This window comes from Lysinibacillus sp. 2017, assembly GCF_003073375.1.
Taxonomy (GTDB): domain Bacteria; phylum Bacillota; class Bacilli; order Bacillales_A; family Planococcaceae; genus Solibacillus.
On the sequence record NZ_CP029002.1, the window covers coordinates 3372171 to 3393130 of the forward strand.

4 protein-coding genes, 9 rRNA genes and 3 riboswitches are annotated in these 20960 nt (G+C 46.2%); all 13 genes read right to left on the reverse strand.

Features of this window, described 5'->3' with window-relative positions:
- Positions 1-70 precede the first annotated feature (70 nt).
- Positions 71-170: riboswitch (purine riboswitch) on the reverse strand.
- Between the two features lie 98 nt (positions 171-268).
- Positions 269-457, reverse strand: coding sequence for an NETI motif-containing protein (locus DCE79_RS16515; RefSeq protein ID WP_108714062.1), 189 nt, complete (start codon positions 455-457; stop codon positions 269-271).
- Positions 458-694: 237 nt separating this feature from the next.
- Positions 695-810: ribosomal RNA gene (rrf, locus tag DCE79_RS16520) — 5S ribosomal RNA — on the reverse strand.
- A 145-nt stretch (positions 811-955) separates the two neighbouring features.
- Positions 956-3883, reverse strand: a 23S ribosomal RNA gene (locus tag DCE79_RS16525).
- 230 nt (positions 3884-4113) lie between these two features.
- Positions 4114-5666 (reverse strand): 16S ribosomal RNA (locus DCE79_RS16530).
- A 230-nt stretch (positions 5667-5896) separates the two neighbouring features.
- Positions 5897-6012, reverse strand: a 5S ribosomal RNA gene (rrf, locus tag DCE79_RS16535).
- 145 nt (positions 6013-6157) lie between these two features.
- Positions 6158-9085, reverse strand: a 23S ribosomal RNA gene (locus DCE79_RS16540).
- Between the two features lie 230 nt (positions 9086-9315).
- A 16S ribosomal RNA gene (locus DCE79_RS16545) occupies positions 9316-10868 on the reverse strand.
- Between the two features lie 230 nt (positions 10869-11098).
- A 5S ribosomal RNA gene (gene rrf, locus DCE79_RS16550) occupies positions 11099-11214 on the reverse strand.
- 124 nt (positions 11215-11338) lie between these two features.
- Positions 11339-14266: ribosomal RNA gene (locus DCE79_RS16555) — 23S ribosomal RNA — on the reverse strand.
- A gap of 230 nt (positions 14267-14496) precedes the next feature.
- Positions 14497-16049 (reverse strand): 16S ribosomal RNA (locus tag DCE79_RS16560).
- The 16S, 23S and 5S rRNA genes sit together here, the layout of an rRNA operon.
- A 617-nt stretch (positions 16050-16666) precedes the next feature.
- Positions 16667-18001: an NCS2 family permease gene (locus DCE79_RS16565; RefSeq protein WP_108714063.1), complete on the reverse strand. Its 1335-nt coding sequence runs from the start codon at positions 17999-18001 to the stop codon at positions 16667-16669.
- 142 nt (positions 18002-18143) lie between these two features.
- Positions 18144-18245, reverse strand: a riboswitch (purine riboswitch).
- Between the two features lie 424 nt (positions 18246-18669).
- The gene (locus DCE79_RS18670) at positions 18670-18819 is read right to left on the reverse strand and encodes a hypothetical protein (RefSeq protein WP_108714064.1); all 150 of its coding nucleotides are present in this window, start codon (positions 18817-18819) and stop codon (positions 18670-18672) included.
- A 368-nt stretch (positions 18820-19187) separates the two neighbouring features.
- Positions 19188-20741 (reverse strand): glutamine-hydrolyzing GMP synthase, encoded by a 1554-nt coding sequence (gene guaA, locus DCE79_RS16575; protein WP_108714525.1) that lies wholly within the window; start codon positions 20739-20741, stop codon positions 19188-19190.
- A gap of 115 nt (positions 20742-20856) precedes the next feature.
- Positions 20857-20958, reverse strand: a riboswitch (purine riboswitch).
- Between the last annotated feature and the right edge of the window lie 2 nt (positions 20959-20960).

Sequence of the window (20960 nt, forward strand, 5' to 3'; positions counted from 1 at the left end):
TTACTTGAGGACTCATGTTAAAAGAATATGCAGATGAAAGCATCCCGTTCCACACCCTTTTCATATCGTACCAAAAGTTGCTTTCCCGCATAGTCCAGAATTTAAGGTTCTGGGTAGAGACACTAGAGCCATATCCTCTAGCATATATGTGGGATTAAATGTTTTACCTGTTCACATTTTAACAAGGCTTTTGAAGAAAAGCAACGGTAAAATGCGAACAATAAAATTTAGCGAAAGATTAATGTTCGGTTTTTAACTATTAAATTTATTATTCTTCTATCAATATGCCTTTAAATTGAATTTTTTGACGTAGAACAACGGGTTCCCCATTAATTTCCTCAAAAATTGGTTCCTCTCTGCGTCCAAATGGCATGTATCCATCCTGTCTCATTCGTTCTAGACATTGCTCGATTGTTTCATTTTCTTGTACTTCATACCATACTTGCTTTTTGGTCAAAATGGTCATCCTTCCAGTTTCAAAATATCGCTTTTACTATAACATGTATCCCTAGTAGCTTTCTAATTGAAAGGTCTTAATTTGTGAACGATTTGTCACAAATTTAATACAATTAAAAATTAACATAACTAAATCTACTACTATAAACTCTGCATCAAGAAAATTTTATTGCCAATCCCTCATGTAGAACAATCAAGACAAATAAAAAAACCACTGATTTCTCAGTGGTTTAACTTTGCGAAGCGACGTCCTACTCTCACAGGGGGAAACCCCCAACTACCATCGGCGCTAAAGAGCTTAACTTCTGTGTTCGGTATGGGAACAGGTGTGACCTCTTTGCCATCATCACTTCACTTTGACATGGATGTCATGGCGTCTACTTTGCCACAGGACGTGGCGTTCTTAGTAGACGTTCCTTTTAAAGAACATCCGTGTATATGTAGAAAGAATTGTTCTTTCAAAACTGGATAAACGTTTCATTGAGTTATGCAATAAAATGTGGTTAAGTCCTCGACCGATTAGTATTCGTCAGCTCCATGTGTCACCACACTTCCACCTCGAACCTATCTACCTGATCGTCTTTCAGGGGTCTTACTTACTTGCGTAATGGGAAATCTCATCTTGAGGGGGGCTTCATGCTTAGATGCTTTCAGCACTTATCCCGTCCACACATAGCTACCCAGCGATGCTCTTGGCAGAACAACTGGTACACCAGCGGTGTGTCCATCCCGGTCCTCTCGTACTAAGGACAGCTCCTCTCAAATTTCCTACGCCCACGACGGATAGGGACCGAACTGTCTCACGACGTTCTGAACCCAGCTCGCGTACCGCTTTAATGGGCGAACAGCCCAACCCTTGGGACCGACTACAGCCCCAGGATGCGATGAGCCGACATCGAGGTGCCAAACCTCCCCGTCGATGTGGACTCTTGGGGGAGATAAGCCTGTTATCCCCGGGGTAGCTTTTATCCGTTGAGCGATGGCCCTTCCATGCGGAACCACCGGATCACTAAGCCCGTCTTTCGACCCTGCTCGACTTGTAGGTCTCGCAGTCAAGCTCCCTTATGCCTTTACACTCTTCGAATGATTTCCAACCATTCTGAGGGAACCTTTGGGCGCCTCCGTTACTCTTTAGGAGGCGACCGCCCCAGTCAAACTGTCCGCCTGACACTGTCTCCTACCCCGCTAAGGGGTATGGGTTAGAAGTTCAATACAACCAGGGTAGTATCCCACTGACGCCTCCTCCGAAGCTGGCGCTCCGGAATCTCTGGCTCCTACCTATCCTGTACAAGTTGTACCAAAATTCAATATCAGGCTACAGTAAAGCTCCACGGGGTCTTTCCGTCCTGTCGCGGGTAACCTGCATCTTCACAGGTACTATAATTTCACCGAGTCTCTCGTTGAGACAGTGCCCAGATCGTTACGCCTTTCGTGCGGGTCGGAACTTACCCGACAAGGAATTTCGCTACCTTAGGACCGTTATAGTTACGGCCGCCGTTTACTGGGGCTTCAATTCGCAGCTTCGCTTGCGCTAACCACTCCTCTTAACCTTCCAGCACCGGGCAGGCGTCAGCCCCTATACGTCACCTTACGGTTTTGCAGAGACCTGTGTTTTTGCTAAACAGTCGCCTGGGCCTATTCACTGCGGCTCTTCATGGCTATTCACCTTAAAGAGCACCCCTTCTCCCGAAGTTACGGGGTCATTTTGCCGAGTTCCTTAACGAGAGTTCTCTCGCACACCTTAGGATTCTCTCCTCGACTACCTGTGTCGGTTTGCGGTACGGGCACCTCTCACCTCGATAGAGGCTTTTCTTGGCAGCGTGAAATCAGGAACTTCGCTCATACGAGCTCGTCATCACAGCTCAACGTTATAGTATGCGGATTTGCCTACATACACGCCTTACTGCTTGAACAGAGACAACCAACGCTCTGCTTACCCTATCCTACTGCGTCCCCCCATTTCTCAAACGGTGAGGAGGTGGTACAGGAATATCAACCTGTTGTCCATCGCCTACGCCTATCGGCCTCGGCTTAGGTCCCGACTAACCCTGAGCGGACGAGCCTTCCTCAGGAAACCTTAGTCATACGGTGCATGGGATTCTCACCCATGTTTCGCTACTCATACCGGCATTCTCACTTCTAAGCGCTCCACCAGTCCTTCCGGTCTGACTTCAACGCCCTTAGAACGCTCTCCTACCACGCATCCATACGGATGCATCCACAGCTTCGGTGAATCGTTTAGCCCCGATACATTTTCGGCGCAGTGTCACTCGACCAGTGAGCTATTACGCACTCTTTAAATGATGGCTGCTTCTAAGCCAACATCCTGGTTGTCTAAGCAACGCCACATCCTTTTCCACTTAACGATTACTTTGGGACCTTAGCTGGTGGTCTGGGCTGTTTCCCTTTTGACTACGGATCTTATCACTCGCAGTCTGACTCCCGTGTATAAATATCTGGCATTCGGAGTTTGTCTGAATTCGGTAACCCGAGATGGGCCCCTAGTCCAAACAGTGCTCTACCTCCAGTATTCTCAATCACGAGGCTAGCCCTAAAGCTATTTCGGAGAGAACCAGCTATCTCCAGGTTCGATTGGAATTTCTCCGCTACCCACACCTCATCCCCGCATTTTTCAACATGCGTGGGTTCGGGCCTCCAGTAAGTGTTACCTCACCTTCACCCTGGACATGGGTAGATCACCTGGTTTCGGGTCTACGACCACGTACTAATTCGCCCTATTCAGACTCGCTTTCGCTGCGGCTCCGTCTTCTCAACTTAACCTCGCACGTAATCGTAACTCGCCGGTTCATTCTACAAAAGGCACGCTATCACCCATTAACGGGCTCTAACTACTTGTAGGCACACGGTTTCAGGATCTATTTCACTCCCCTTCCGGGGTGCTTTTCACCTTTCCCTCACGGTACTGGTTCACTATCGGTCACTAGGTAGTATTTAGCCTTGGGAGATGGTCCTCCCAGATTCCGACGGAATTTCACGTGTTCCGCCGTACTCAGGATACACTCTGGAGGGAATGAACTTTTGACTACAGGGCTTTTACCTTGTTTCGCGGACCTTTCCAAGTCGCTTCGTCTAGCTCATTCTTTTGTAACTCCGTATAGAATGTCCTACAACCCCAAAGAGCAAGCTCTTTGGTTTGGGCTCTTCCCGTTTCGCTCGCCGCTACTCAGGGAATCGAATTTTCTTTCTGTTCCTGCAGGTACTTAGATGTTTCAGTTCTCTGCGTCTGTCCTCATCACGCTATGAATTCACGTGTAGATACTATCCGATTAAAGATAGTGGGTTCCCCCATTCGGAAATCCCCGGATCAAAGCTTACTTACAGCTCCCCGAGGCATATCGGTGTTAGTGCCGTCCTTCATCGACTCCTAGTGCCAAGGCATCCACCGTGCGCCCTTATTAACTTAACCAAAAGTTTAGTTAAACTTGAACAAGTTCAAGATTTAAGTTTGCACGTCAATTACTTGACGTTTGTGATCTATTATTACTAATAGAAAATTTGTTTATTGCTTTCAATGTCGTTTTATCCAGTTTTCAAAGAACAAGTTTTGAAGTTTTTCATCTTTCGATGAACCTTCAAAACTGAACAGCAAACGTTAATGTTTCATTCCCCGAAGGAATGATTCCGAAAAATCCTTAGAAAGGAGGTGATCCAGCCGCACCTTCCGATACGGCTACCTTGTTACGACTTCACCCCAATCATCTATCCCACCTTCGGCGGCTGGCTCCACAAGGGTTACCTCACCGACTTCGGGTGTTACAAACTCTCGTGGTGTGACGGGCGGTGTGTACAAGGCCCGGGAACGTATTCACCGTGGCATGCTGATCCACGATTACTAGCGATTCCGGCTTCATGTAGGCGAGTTGCAGCCTACAATCCGAACTGAGAACGATTTTATCGGATTAGCTCCCCCTCGCGGGTTGGCAACCGTTTGTATCGTCCATTGTAGCACGTGTGTAGCCCAGGTCATAAGGGGCATGATGATTTGACGTCATCCCCACCTTCCTCCGGTTTATCACCGGCAGTCTCCTTAGAGTGCCCAACTAAATGATGGCAACTAAGAACAAGGGTTGCGCTCGTTGCGGGACTTAACCCAACATCTCACGACACGAGCTGACGACAACCATGCACCACCTGTCACCGTTGTCCCCGAAGGGAAAACTGTATCTCTACAGTGGTCAATGGGATGTCAAGACCTGGTAAGGTTCTTCGCGTTGCTTCGAATTAAACCACATGCTCCACCGCTTGTGCGGGCCCCCGTCAATTCCTTTGAGTTTCAGTCTTGCGACCGTACTCCCCAGGCGGAGTGCTTAATGCGTTAGCTGCAGCACTGAGGGGCGGAAACCCCCCAACACTTAGCACTCATCGTTTACGGCGTGGACTACCAGGGTATCTAATCCTGTTTGCTCCCCACGCTTTCGCGCCTCAGTGTCAGTTACAGACCAGATAGTCGCCTTCGCCACTGGTGTTCCTCCAAATCTCTACGCATTTCACCGCTACACTTGGAATTCCACTATCCTCTTCTGCACTCAAGTTCCCCAGTTTCCAATGACCCTCCACGGTTGAGCCGTGGGCTTTCACATCAGACTTAAGGAACCACCTGCGCGCGCTTTACGCCCAATAATTCCGGACAACGCTTGCCACCTACGTATTACCGCGGCTGCTGGCACGTAGTTAGCCGTGGCTTTCTAACAAGGTACCGTCAAGGTAGCGCCAGTTACTACGCTACTTGTTCTTCCCTTGCAACAGAGTTTTACGAACCGAAATCCTTCTTCACTCACGCGGCATTGCTCCATCAGGCTTTCGCCCATTGTGGAAGATTCCCTACTGCTGCCTCCCGTAGGAGTCTGGGCCGTGTCTCAGTCCCAGTGTGGCCGATCACCCTCTCAGGTCGGCTACGCATCGTTGCCTTGGTGAGCCGTTACCTCACCAACTAGCTAATGCGCCGCGGGCCCATCTTACAGTGACAGCCGAAACCGTCTTTCAATAACTCTCCATGAGGAGAAAAATATTATTCGGTATTAGCTCCGGTTTCCCGAAGTTATCCCAATCTGTAAGGTAGGTTACCCACGTGTTACTCACCCGTCCGCCGCTAAATCAGAAGAAGCAAGCTTCTTCGTCATTCGCTCGACTTGCATGTATTAGGCATGCCGCCAGCGTTCGTCCTGAGCCAGGATCAAACTCTCCATAATAGTTAGTTTGAAAGCTCATTTGCTTTGCTAGCGTATCAACTAAAAGTTGATATCTATTTTTGCTTCATTTAAGAAGCTTTGTTTCATTAACGTTGCTTGTTCAGTTTTCAAGGTTCATGTTGTTGTCATAAGCGACAACTTTTATATCTTATCATTTTCAAAGTGTCTTGTCAACACTTTTAATAAAATAATTTAAATAAATCTGCCATTGTTTCAGCGATTTAATTTAAGCGAAGCGACGTCCTACTCTCACAGGGGGAAACCCCCAACTACCATCGGCGCTAAAGAGCTTAACTTCTGTGTTCGGTATGGGAACAGGTGTGACCTCTTTGCCATCATCACTTCACTTTGACATGGATGTCATGGCGTCTACTTTGCCACAGGACGTGGCGTTCTTAGTAGACGTTCCTTTTAAAGAACATCCGTGTATATGTAGAAAGAATTGTTCTTTCAAAACTGGATAAACGTTTCATTGAGTTGTGCAATAAAATGTGGTTAAGTCCTCGACCGATTAGTATTCGTCAGCTCCATGTGTCACCACACTTCCACCTCGAACCTATCTACCTGATCGTCTTTCAGGGGTCTTACTTACTTGCGTAATGGGAAATCTCATCTTGAGGGGGGCTTCATGCTTAGATGCTTTCAGCACTTATCCCGTCCACACATAGCTACCCAGCGATGCTCTTGGCAGAACAACTGGTACACCAGCGGTGTGTCCATCCCGGTCCTCTCGTACTAAGGACAGCTCCTCTCAAATTTCCTACGCCCACGACGGATAGGGACCGAACTGTCTCACGACGTTCTGAACCCAGCTCGCGTACCGCTTTAATGGGCGAACAGCCCAACCCTTGGGACCGACTACAGCCCCAGGATGCGATGAGCCGACATCGAGGTGCCAAACCTCCCCGTCGATGTGGACTCTTGGGGGAGATAAGCCTGTTATCCCCGGGGTAGCTTTTATCCGTTGAGCGATGGCCCTTCCATGCGGAACCACCGGATCACTAAGCCCGTCTTTCGACCCTGCTCGACTTGTAGGTCTCGCAGTCAAGCTCCCTTATGCCTTTACACTCTTCGAATGATTTCCAACCATTCTGAGGGAACCTTTGGGCGCCTCCGTTACTCTTTAGGAGGCGACCGCCCCAGTCAAACTGTCCGCCTGACACTGTCTCCTACCCCGCTAAGGGGTATGGGTTAGAAGTTCAATACAACCAGGGTAGTATCCCACTGACGCCTCCTCCGAAGCTGGCGCTCCGGAATCTCTGGCTCCTACCTATCCTGTACAAGTTGTACCAAAATTCAATATCAGGCTACAGTAAAGCTCCACGGGGTCTTTCCGTCCTGTCGCGGGTAACCTGCATCTTCACAGGTACTATAATTTCACCGAGTCTCTCGTTGAGACAGTGCCCAGATCGTTACGCCTTTCGTGCGGGTCGGAACTTACCCGACAAGGAATTTCGCTACCTTAGGACCGTTATAGTTACGGCCGCCGTTTACTGGGGCTTCAATTCGCAGCTTCGCTTGCGCTAACCACTCCTCTTAACCTTCCAGCACCGGGCAGGCGTCAGCCCCTATACGTCACCTTACGGTTTTGCAGAGACCTGTGTTTTTGCTAAACAGTCGCCTGGGCCTATTCACTGCGGCTCTTCATGGCTATTCACCTTAAAGAGCACCCCTTCTCCCGAAGTTACGGGGTCATTTTGCCGAGTTCCTTAACGAGAGTTCTCTCGCACACCTTAGGATTCTCTCCTCGACTACCTGTGTCGGTTTGCGGTACGGGCACCTCTCACCTCGATAGAGGCTTTTCTTGGCAGCGTGAAATCAGGAACTTCGCTCATACGAGCTCGTCATCACAGCTCAACGTTATAGTATGCGGATTTGCCTACATACACGCCTTACTGCTTGAACAGAGACAACCAACGCTCTGCTTACCCTATCCTACTGCGTCCCCCCATTTCTCAAACGGTGAGGAGGTGGTACAGGAATATCAACCTGTTGTCCATCGCCTACGCCTATCGGCCTCGGCTTAGGTCCCGACTAACCCTGAGCGGACGAGCCTTCCTCAGGAAACCTTAGTCATACGGTGCATGGGATTCTCACCCATGTTTCGCTACTCATACCGGCATTCTCACTTCTAAGCGCTCCACCAGTCCTTCCGGTCTGACTTCAACGCCCTTAGAACGCTCTCCTACCACGCATCCATACGGATGCATCCACAGCTTCGGTGAATCGTTTAGCCCCGATACATTTTCGGCGCAGTGTCACTCGACCAGTGAGCTATTACGCACTCTTTAAATGATGGCTGCTTCTAAGCCAACATCCTGGTTGTCTAAGCAACGCCACATCCTTTTCCACTTAACGATTACTTTGGGACCTTAGCTGGTGGTCTGGGCTGTTTCCCTTTTGACTACGGATCTTATCACTCGCAGTCTGACTCCCGTGTATAAATATCTGGCATTCGGAGTTTGTCTGAATTCGGTAACCCGAGATGGGCCCCTAGTCCAAACAGTGCTCTACCTCCAGTATTCTCAATCACGAGGCTAGCCCTAAAGCTATTTCGGAGAGAACCAGCTATCTCCAGGTTCGATTGGAATTTCTCCGCTACCCACACCTCATCCCCGCATTTTTCAACATGCGTGGGTTCGGGCCTCCAGTAAGTGTTACCTCACCTTCACCCTGGACATGGGTAGATCACCTGGTTTCGGGTCTACGACCACGTACTAATTCGCCCTATTCAGACTCGCTTTCGCTGCGGCTCCGTCTTCTCAACTTAACCTCGCACGTAATCGTAACTCGCCGGTTCATTCTACAAAAGGCACGCTATCACCCATTAACGGGCTCTAACTACTTGTAGGCACACGGTTTCAGGATCTATTTCACTCCCCTTCCGGGGTGCTTTTCACCTTTCCCTCACGGTACTGGTTCACTATCGGTCACTAGGTAGTATTTAGCCTTGGGAGATGGTCCTCCCAGATTCCGACGGAATTTCACGTGTTCCGCCGTACTCAGGATACACTCTGGAGGGAATGAACTTTTGACTACAGGGCTTTTACCTTGTTTCGCGGACCTTTCCAAGTCGCTTCGTCTAGCTCATTCTTTTGTAACTCCGTATAGAATGTCCTACAACCCCAAAGAGCAAGCTCTTTGGTTTGGGCTCTTCCCGTTTCGCTCGCCGCTACTCAGGGAATCGAATTTTCTTTCTGTTCCTGCAGGTACTTAGATGTTTCAGTTCTCTGCGTCTGTCCTCATCACGCTATGAATTCACGTGTAGATACTATCCGATTAAAGATAGTGGGTTCCCCCATTCGGAAATCCCCGGATCAAAGCTTACTTACAGCTCCCCGAGGCATATCGGTGTTAGTGCCGTCCTTCATCGACTCCTAGTGCCAAGGCATCCACCGTGCGCCCTTATTAACTTAACCAAAAGTTTAGTTAAACTTGAACAAGTTCAAGATTTAAGTTTGCACGTCAATTACTTGACGTTTGTGATCTATTATTACTAATAGAAAATTTGTTTATTGCTTTCAATGTCGTTTTATCCAGTTTTCAAAGAACAAGTTTTGAAGTTTTTCATCTTTCGATGAACCTTCAAAACTGAACAGCAAACGTTAATGTTTCATTCCCCGAAGGAATGATTCCGAAAAATCCTTAGAAAGGAGGTGATCCAGCCGCACCTTCCGATACGGCTACCTTGTTACGACTTCACCCCAATCATCTATCCCACCTTCGGCGGCTGGCTCCACAAGGGTTACCTCACCGACTTCGGGTGTTACAAACTCTCGTGGTGTGACGGGCGGTGTGTACAAGGCCCGGGAACGTATTCACCGTGGCATGCTGATCCACGATTACTAGCGATTCCGGCTTCATGTAGGCGAGTTGCAGCCTACAATCCGAACTGAGAACGATTTTATCGGATTAGCTCCCCCTCGCGGGTTGGCAACCGTTTGTATCGTCCATTGTAGCACGTGTGTAGCCCAGGTCATAAGGGGCATGATGATTTGACGTCATCCCCACCTTCCTCCGGTTTATCACCGGCAGTCTCCTTAGAGTGCCCAACTAAATGATGGCAACTAAGAACAAGGGTTGCGCTCGTTGCGGGACTTAACCCAACATCTCACGACACGAGCTGACGACAACCATGCACCACCTGTCACCGTTGTCCCCGAAGGGAAAACTGTATCTCTACAGTGGTCAATGGGATGTCAAGACCTGGTAAGGTTCTTCGCGTTGCTTCGAATTAAACCACATGCTCCACCGCTTGTGCGGGCCCCCGTCAATTCCTTTGAGTTTCAGTCTTGCGACCGTACTCCCCAGGCGGAGTGCTTAATGCGTTAGCTGCAGCACTGAGGGGCGGAAACCCCCCAACACTTAGCACTCATCGTTTACGGCGTGGACTACCAGGGTATCTAATCCTGTTTGCTCCCCACGCTTTCGCGCCTCAGTGTCAGTTACAGACCAGATAGTCGCCTTCGCCACTGGTGTTCCTCCAAATCTCTACGCATTTCACCGCTACACTTGGAATTCCACTATCCTCTTCTGCACTCAAGTTCCCCAGTTTCCAATGACCCTCCACGGTTGAGCCGTGGGCTTTCACATCAGACTTAAGGAACCACCTGCGCGCGCTTTACGCCCAATAATTCCGGACAACGCTTGCCACCTACGTATTACCGCGGCTGCTGGCACGTAGTTAGCCGTGGCTTTCTAACAAGGTACCGTCAAGGTAGCGCCAGTTACTACGCTACTTGTTCTTCCCTTGCAACAGAGTTTTACGAACCGAAATCCTTCTTCACTCACGCGGCATTGCTCCATCAGGCTTTCGCCCATTGTGGAAGATTCCCTACTGCTGCCTCCCGTAGGAGTCTGGGCCGTGTCTCAGTCCCAGTGTGGCCGATCACCCTCTCAGGTCGGCTACGCATCGTTGCCTTGGTGAGCCGTTACCTCACCAACTAGCTAATGCGCCGCGGGCCCATCTTACAGTGACAGCCGAAACCGTCTTTCAATAACTCTCCATGAGGAGAAAAATATTATTCGGTATTAGCTCCGGTTTCCCGAAGTTATCCCAATCTGTAAGGTAGGTTACCCACGTGTTACTCACCCGTCCGCCGCTAAATCAGAAGAAGCAAGCTTCTTCGTCATTCGCTCGACTTGCATGTATTAGGCATGCCGCCAGCGTTCGTCCTGAGCCAGGATCAAACTCTCCATAATAGTTAGTTTGAAAGCTCATTTGCTTTGCTAGCGTATCAACTAAAAGTTGATATCTATTTTTGCTTCATTTAAGAAGCTTTGTTTCATTAACGTTGCTTGTTCAGTTTTCAAGGTTCATGTTGTTGTCATAAGCGACAACTTTTATATCTTATCATTTTCAAAGTGTCTTGTCAACACTTTTAATAAAATAATTTAAATAAATCTGCCATTGTTTCAGCGATTTAATTTAAGCGAAGCGACGTCCTACTCTCACAGGGGGAAACCCCCAACTACCATCGGCGCTAAAGAGCTTAACTTCTGTGTTCGGTATGGGAACAGGTGTGACCTCTTTGCCATCATCACTTCACTTGTACACGGATGTACTGGCGTCTACGTTGTCACAGGATGTGACGTTCTTAGTAGACGTTCCTTTTAGAAAGAATTGTTCTTTCAAAACTGGATAAACGTTTCATTGAGTTATGCAATAAAATGTGGTTAAGTCCTCGACCGATTAGTATTCGTCAGCTCCATGTGTCACCACACTTCCACCTCGAACCTATCTACCTGATCGTCTTTCAGGGGTCTTACTTACTTGCGTAATGGGAAATCTCATCTTGAGGGGGGCTTCATGCTTAGATGCTTTCAGCACTTATCCCGTCCACACATAGCTACCCAGCGATGCTCTTGGCAGAACAACTGGTACACCAGCGGTGTGTCCATCCCGGTCCTCTCGTACTAAGGACAGCTCCTCTCAAATTTCCTACGCCCACGACGGATAGGGACCGAACTGTCTCACGACGTTCTGAACCCAGCTCGCGTACCGCTTTAATGGGCGAACAGCCCAACCCTTGGGACCGACTACAGCCCCAGGATGCGATGAGCCGACATCGAGGTGCCAAACCTCCCCGTCGATGTGGACTCTTGGGGGAGATAAGCCTGTTATCCCCGGGGTAGCTTTTATCCGTTGAGCGATGGCCCTTCCATGCGGAACCACCGGATCACTAAGCCCGTCTTTCGACCCTGCTCGACTTGTAGGTCTCGCAGTCAAGCTCCCTTATGCCTTTACACTCTTCGAATGATTTCCAACCATTCTGAGGGAACCTTTGGGCGCCTCCGTTACTCTTTAGGAGGCGACCGCCCCAGTCAAACTGTCCGCCTGACACTGTCTCCTACCCCGCTAAGGGGTATGGGTTAGAAGTTCAATACAACCAGGGTAGTATCCCACTGACGCCTCCTCCGAAGCTGGCGCTCCGGAATCTCTGGCTCCTACCTATCCTGTACAAGTTGTACCAAAATTCAATATCAGGCTACAGTAAAGCTCCACGGGGTCTTTCCGTCCTGTCGCGGGTAACCTGCATCTTCACAGGTACTATAATTTCACCGAGTCTCTCGTTGAGACAGTGCCCAGATCGTTACGCCTTTCGTGCGGGTCGGAACTTACCCGACAAGGAATTTCGCTACCTTAGGACCGTTATAGTTACGGCCGCCGTTTACTGGGGCTTCAATTCGCAGCTTCGCTTGCGCTAACCACTCCTCTTAACCTTCCAGCACCGGGCAGGCGTCAGCCCCTATACGTCACCTTACGGTTTTGCAGAGACCTGTGTTTTTGCTAAACAGTCGCCTGGGCCTATTCACTGCGGCTCTTCATGGCTATTCACCTTAAAGAGCACCCCTTCTCCCGAAGTTACGGGGTCATTTTGCCGAGTTCCTTAACGAGAGTTCTCTCGCACACCTTAGGATTCTCTCCTCGACTACCTGTGTCGGTTTGCGGTACGGGCACCTCTCACCTCGATAGAGGCTTTTCTTGGCAGCGTGAAATCAGGAACTTCGCTCATACGAGCTCGTCATCACAGCTCAACGTTATAGTATGCGGATTTGCCTACATACACGCCTTACTGCTTGAACAGAGACAACCAACGCTCTGCTTACCCTATCCTACTGCGTCCCCCCATTTCTCAAACGGTGAGGAGGTGGTACAGGAATATCAACCTGTTGTCCATCGCCTACGCCTATCGGCCTCGGCTTAGGTCCCGACTAACCCTGAGCGGACGAGCCTTCCTCAGGAAACCTTAGTCATACGGTGCATGGGATTCTCACCCATGTTTCGCTACTCATACCGGCATTCTCACTTCTAAGCGCTCGACCAGTCCTTCCGGTCTGACTTCAACGCCCTTAGAACGCTCTCCTACCACGCATCCATACGGATGCATCCACAGCTTCGGTGAATCGTTTAGCCCCGATACATTTTCGGCGCAGTGTCACTCGACCAGTGAGCTATTACGCACTCTTTAAATGATGGCTGCTTCTAAGCCAACATCCTGGTTGTCTAAGCAACGCCACATCCTTTTCCACTTAACGATTACTTTGGGACCTTAGCTGGTGGTCTGGGCTGTTTCCCTTTTGACTACGGATCTTATCACTCGCAGTCTGACTCCCGTGTATAAATATCTGGCATTCGGAGTTTGTCTGAATTCGGTAACCCGAGATGGGCCCCTAGTCCAAACAGTGCTCTACCTCCAGTATTCTCAATCACGAGGCTAGCCCTAAAGCTATTTCGGAGAGAACCAGCTATCTCCAGGTTCGATTGGAATTTCTCCGCTACCCACACCTCATCCCCGCATTTTTCAACATGCGTGGGTTCGGGCCTCCAGTAAGTGTTACCTCACCTTCACCCTGGACATGGGTAGATCACCTGGTTTCGGGTCTACGACCACGTACTAATTCGCCCTATTCAGACTCGCTTTCGCTGCGGCTCCGTCTTCTCAACTTAACCTCGCACGTAATCGTAACTCGCCGGTTCATTCTACAAAAGGCACGCTATCACCCATTAACGGGCTCTAACTACTTGTAGGCACACGGTTTCAGGATCTATTTCACTCCCCTTCCGGGGTGCTTTTCACCTTTCCCTCACGGTACTGGTTCACTATCGGTCACTAGGTAGTATTTAGCCTTGGGAGATGGTCCTCCCAGATTCCGACGGAATTTCACGTGTTCCGCCGTACTCAGGATACACTCTGGAGGGAATGAACTTTTGACTACAGGGCTTTTACCTTGTTTCGCGGACCTTTCCAAGTCGCTTCGTCTAGCTCATTCTTTTGTAACTCCGTATAGAATGTCCTACAACCCCAAAGAGCAAGCTCTTTGGTTTGGGCTCTTCCCGTTTCGCTCGCCGCTACTCAGGGAATCGAATTTTCTTTCTGTTCCTGCAGGTACTTAGATGTTTCAGTTCTCTGCGTCTGTCCTCATCACGCTATGAATTCACGTGTAGATACTATCCGATTAAAGATAGTGGGTTCCCCCATTCGGAAATCCCCGGATCAAAGCTTACTTACAGCTCCCCGAGGCATATCGGTGTTAGTGCCGTCCTTCATCGACTCCTAGTGCCAAGGCATCCACCGTGCGCCCTTATTAACTTAACCAAAAGTTTAGTTAAACTTGAACAAGTTCAAGATTTAAGTTTGCACGTCAATTACTTGACGTTTGTGATCTATTATTACTAATAGAAAATTTGTTTATTGCTTTCAATGTCGTTTTATCCAGTTTTCAAAGAACAAGTTTTGAAGTTTTTCATCTTTCGATGAACCTTCAAAACTGAACAGCAAACGTTAATGTTTCATTCCCCGAAGGAATGATTCCGAAAAATCCTTAGAAAGGAGGTGATCCAGCCGCACCTTCCGATACGGCTACCTTGTTACGACTTCACCCCAATCATCTATCCCACCTTCGGCGGCTGGCTCCACAAGGGTTACCTCACCGACTTCGGGTGTTACAAACTCTCGTGGTGTGACGGGCGGTGTGTACAAGGCCCGGGAACGTATTCACCGTGGCATGCTGATCCACGATTACTAGCGATTCCGGCTTCATGTAGGCGAGTTGCAGCCTACAATCCGAACTGAGAACGATTTTATCGGATTAGCTCCCCCTCGCGGGTTGGCAACCGTTTGTATCGTCCATTGTAGCACGTGTGTAGCCCAGGTCATAAGGGGCATGATGATTTGACGTCATCCCCACCTTCCTCCGGTTTATCACCGGCAGTCTCCTTAGAGTGCCCAACTAAATGATGGCAACTAAGAACAAGGGTTGCGCTCGTTGCGGGACTTAACCCAACATCTCACGACACGAGCTGACGACAACCATGCACCACCTGTCACCGTTGTCCCCGAAGGGAAAACTGTATCTCTACAGTGGTCAATGGGATGTCAAGACCTGGTAAGGTTCTTCGCGTTGCTTCGAATTAAACCACATGCTCCACCGCTTGTGCGGGCCCCCGTCAATTCCTTTGAGTTTCAGTCTTGCGACCGTACTCCCCAGGCGGAGTGCTTAATGCGTTAGCTGCAGCACTGAGGGGCGGAAACCCCCCAACACTTAGCACTCATCGTTTACGGCGTGGACTACCAGGGTATCTAATCCTGTTTGCTCCCCACGCTTTCGCGCCTCAGTGTCAGTTACAGACCAGATAGTCGCCTTCGCCACTGGTGTTCCTCCAAATCTCTACGCATTTCACCGCTACACTTGGAATTCCACTATCCTCTTCTGCACTCAAGTTCCCCAGTTTCCAATGACCCTCCACGGTTGAGCCGTGGGCTTTCACATCAGACTTAAGGAACCACCTGCGCGCGCTTTACGCCCAATAATTCCGGACAACGCTTGCCACCTACGTATTACCGCGGCTGCTGGCACGTAGTTAGCCGTGGCTTTCTAACAAGGTACCGTCAAGGTAGCGCCAGTTACTACGCTACTTGTTCTTCCCTTGCAACAGAGTTTTACGAACCGAAATCCTTCTTCACTCACGCGGCATTGCTCCATCAGGCTTTCGCCCATTGTGGAAGATTCCCTACTGCTGCCTCCCGTAGGAGTCTGGGCCGTGTCTCAGTCCCAGTGTGGCCGATCACCCTCTCAGGTCGGCTACGCATCGTTGCCTTGGTGAGCCGTTACCTCACCAACTAGCTAATGCGCCGCGGGCCCATCTTACAGTGACAGCCGAAACCGTCTTTCAATAACTCTCCATGAGGAGAAAAATATTATTCGGTATTAGCTCCGGTTTCCCGAAGTTATCCCAATCTGTAAGGTAGGTTACCCACGTGTTACTCACCCGTCCGCCGCTAAATCAGAAGAAGCAAGCTTCTTCGTCATTCGCTCGACTTGCATGTATTAGGCATGCCGCCAGCGTTCGTCCTGAGCCAGGATCAAACTCTCCATAATAGTTAGTTTGAAAGCTCATTTGCTTTGCTAGCGTATCAACTAAAAGTTGATATCTATTTTTTGCTTCATTTAAGAAGCTTTGTTTCATTAACGTTGCTTGTTCAGTTTTCAAGGTTCATGTCGTTTTCTGCGTTTGTCTCGCTTCAACGTTTTTAAATATACACCCATATGATAAATTACACAACCCTTTATTAAAAACAAAAATATTCAGACTTTAATAGAATAGTTTGATTTGAGTTTCTTCCTATTATATATAATGTAAAGTCCTTTTACTTGTCAGATCAAAACAATTTAATTCCCCTATTATTTCTTTTCCTATTGCAGGTCATATTCAATGAAAACACGCCTTATCTTCTTATTATTGTTCCCTTCTATTGAATCTGTTACTTACACTGACTATTTTAACCATATCTTAAAAGTTTAATTCAAAAAATGTATCCCGATTCTTTCGGTGCTCAATAAATATATTTAGATAAAACGGTTTTACTACTTCATTTTCTAATGTCTTCGATCTACTTTTAGAAAATTTTTATACACCCCTATTTATATCCTTCTAAATTTAAAGCTATACAAAAAAGCCAGACCTGTGTTTAGGTCTGGCTGATTTTTAAGACTTATTACATTGAACCTACTGTAAATAAGTAGATTAAGAAGATAACCGCAAAGATGTACATGATTGGGTTTACTTCTTTCGCTTTACCTTTTAACACCATTGTTAATGGATAGAATACGAACCCTACTGCAAGACCAGTTGCGATAGATGATGTTAATGGCATCATGATCATTGTGAAGAATGCTGGTACAGCTACTTCGAATTTATTCCATTCGATTTCACCTAATGATGAAACCATCAAAATACCTACAACGATTAACGCTGGTGCAGTTACTGCGTTTGTTACTACACTTAATACTGGTGAGAAGAATAATGCTAACAAGAAACAGATACCCGTAATGAGTGAAGCGAAACCAGTACGTGCGCCTGCTCCAACACCTGCTGAAGATTCTACATAAGAAGTTACTGTAGAAGTACCAAAGATTGAACCTGAAATAGAAGCGATCGAATCTGAGATTAACGCTTTACCTGCACGTGGTAATTTGTTGTCTTTTACAAAGCCCGCTTGGTTTGCAACGGCCATTAATGTACCTGCGTTATCAAAGAAATCTACAAATAAGAATGAAAGAATAACCGATAACATTGTTAAAGAGTAGAACTCTGGATCTGAGAATGCTGAGAATAATTTACCGAAAGTCGGTTCAACACTTGGTGGTGCCGACATGATTTGAGATGGTAAATCAACTAAACCAAAGATCATACCAACGATTGCCGTAATAGCCATACCGATGAATACGCCGGCTTTCATACCACGAACTAAGAATACGATTGTAATTACGATACCGAATAGCGCTAATAATACTTGTGAATTATGTAAATCACCTAATCCAATTACTGTTGCATCACTAGCAACGATAATACCTGCATTTTTTAAACCGATAAGTGCTACGAATAAACCGATACCTGCACCTACCGCAATTTTAAGTTCCATTGGAATCGCGTTAATTAATTTTTCGCGTAAACCAGTAACAGTTAATAATAAGAAGAATACACCTGAAACGAATACTGCAGCTAAAGCGTGCGTCCATGGAGAACCATGTGTTAATACTACTGTATAAGCAAAGAATGCGTTTAAACCAAGCCCTGGAGCTAATGCTAATGGGTATCTTGCAATAAGACCCATAACGAAACATCCAATCGCCGCAGAAACAGCTGTTGCTACGAATACTGCGTCGTAATCCATGCGAAGCGCATCTGGTAAATCTGGAATATCCGATAATGTTAACATATTTGGGTTTACAACTAGGATGTAAGCCATCGCTAAGAATGTAGTTAAACCACCTAAAATCTCGCGGCGGTAGTTTGTTCCAAGTTTATCAAACTCGAAATACTTTTTCATAATGAAATAATCCTCCATGTTGTCGTCTTACAACATTTTGAGCAAAATCGACCCTTTAAAAGTAAAAAAGACACGCAAAGCTACTGGGCTGCATGTCTACGATTTAAGGCAAAACAAATTCAATACTCTATTGTAAAAATATTGAAATCTATTTATAAATCGTAGTCGAATCATTTACGGTGATTCGGTAGAAACTCACGGGCCTTATTCCCGACATTATACGACGACATATTTAATTTATGTTTGTAATATATCATTTCAATTTTCAAATTTCAACCCTATTTACGAACATTTTTTATTTTTTTATCAATAAAGTTCGTGATAATGTTCATAAATGTGTTACATTCTGCTTTTCTTAGTGGTTTTCAACTTATATATCGCATTACAACAACGAGAAAAAAACAACCAGTATCAGGCACCTAACCTCTCAATCAACTATTGCAAACAGTTGATTAATTTATGATTTATAATGATTGATGGTGCATTTATATACCGTATATTCAATACTAGAATTCTAGAAAGACTCCGCTCATATAGTAATAAAAAACGAGATAGATATCCTATCCCGTTAATAATTCCACTTTAATCCTCTTTAAATATTCAAGTTACAGTATATTTATTGAATAAAAAAATAGGGAGATTTTAGTCTTCCTATTTTTTCATTCATACTATTTATCTGTTTGTTCTTGCTTCTTTTTCAAATACTCCGCACGTATTTTTTCAAGTTGCTGCTTTTTATCAAATTTGTTAGGTTTGTTTTTTTCATGATACTTTGTCACAGCTACCTTACCTTTAGTATCCAATTGATATTTTCCCACTTTATTCACCTACTTGTCTTAAAGAGAATCTATTCAACAAATATAATATACCTTATTTTACTGAATTAAACCTTATTAGTGTACTGCTTACCTCGCAAATAGTCAGTAAAAACAGTAACAACTTAGCAAAATAATTCATCATCAAATAGCATACATTATACATATCTTTTCGACCTCCTGGGGCTGTCGCTTTGCTTTCGCTACAAACATCAACTTCCTTGGGCTGTCACTCTTCGCTTTTTTAATAATATATACATAAAAAAGCCACCTCAAAAATGAGATGGCTTTTAATCTAGGGATCTATGCTCCGTTAGCTATCGCCTTTCGTCGCAGAAATTATTTCAATCTATACAGCACTCGAAATAATTTTATTCCCACTCAATCGTTGCTGGTGGCTTAGAAGTAATATCATACAGTACGCGGTTAACGTGTTTTACTTCGTTAACAATACGTACAGAGATTTTTTCTAATACGTCATAAGGAATGCGTGCCCAGTCAGAAGTCATACCGTCGATTGATGTTACGCCGCGGATACCGATTGCGTAGTCGTACGTACGGCCATCACCCATTACACCTACAGAACGGATGTCTGGAAGTACTGCGAAGTATTGCCAAATATCACGGTCAAGGCCTGCTTTTGCGATTTCGTCACGTAAGATGAAATCTGCTTCACGAACGATTTCTAATTTTTCTTCTGTTACCGCACCAAGAACACGGATACCTAATCCTGGACCTGGGAACGGTTGACGCCATACGATTTTTTCATCTAAGCCAAGCTCAAGACCTAAAGCACGTACTTCGTCTTTGAATAATGTTTTAAGCGGTTCAATTAATTTGAACTGCATATCTTCAGGTAACCCACCTACGTTATGGTGAGATTTGATTGTTTGCGCAGTTGCTGTACCAGATTCAATAATATCTGTGTAAAGCGTACCTTGTGCTAAGAAATCCATACCTTGTAATTTAGAGGCCTCTTCATCAAAAACGTAGATGAATTCGTTACCGATAATTTTACGTTTTTTCTCTGGATCAGAAACACCTGCAAGTTTACTCATAAAACGTTCACGTGCATCGATTTTGATTAAGTTCATATCGAAATCTTCTGTGAAAGTTTTCATTACTTGTTCAACTTCACCTTTACGGTTTAAGTTGTGGTCTACGAACATACAAGTTAATTGATCACCAATTGCTTTGTGAATTAAAACAGCAACTACTGAAGAGTCAACGCCGCCTGATAATGCACAAAGAACTTTTTTGTCGCCAACTAATTCACGGATTTTCGCGATTTCAATGTCGATGAAATTTGCCATAGACCAGTCGCCTTTAGCTTCACAAACATTCATTACGAAGTTTTTCAGTAAGTCGTTCCCGTAAACCGAGTGACGAACCTCTGGGTGGAATTGTACAGCATAGAATTTCTTCTCAACGTTTGCCATAGCAGCGATTGGGCAAGCTGGGCTAGTTGCAATTACTTCGAAACCTTCTGGAACAGCTGTAACGTGGTCGCCGTGACTCATCCATACGATTTGTTCTTTTGGTAATTCAGCAAATAATTTATTTTCAGTTGTAACGTTGATTTCTGCTTTACCGTACTCACGCGTTTCCGCACCTTCAACTTTACCACCATGCGTATGTGCCATAAGCTGCATACCATAGCAAATGCCTAAGATTGGTAAACCTAATTCAAAAATAGCTGGATCTACTTTGAAAGCAGAGTCATCATAAACTGAGTTTGGACCGCCTGAGAAGACGATACCTGCTGCATTCATCTCTTTGATTTCTTCTGCAGTAATTGTATGTGGATGTAATTCAGAGAATACACCGAATTCACGAATACGACGCGTAATTAATTGGTTAAACTGACTACCAAAGTCAAGAACAACAATCTTTTCTTGCTCTTTTAATAAAGGAGTTGACACAATTTCCACCTCTTCTAGTTTTTTGCGGCCTATATTAAGAAAAAAAACGCGTAGGAAAAAGCTTTCTACGCGTTCATATATCATCTTTTACAAGTGGGTATACCTATCCCATTAAGGATATAACAAAACCCACCGTCATAGATAAGTTATTTAAGGTAACTTAGTAGATACATCTGGACCGTATTACCAGACTTATATGAAGGCACTTTTATTTATTTTCTA

Coding starts and splice junctions, on each gene's coding strand:
- DCE79_RS16565 (WP_108714063.1), bottom strand. CDS start 18,001: ATGAAAAAGTATTTCGAGTTTGATAAACTTGGAACAAACTACCGCCGC.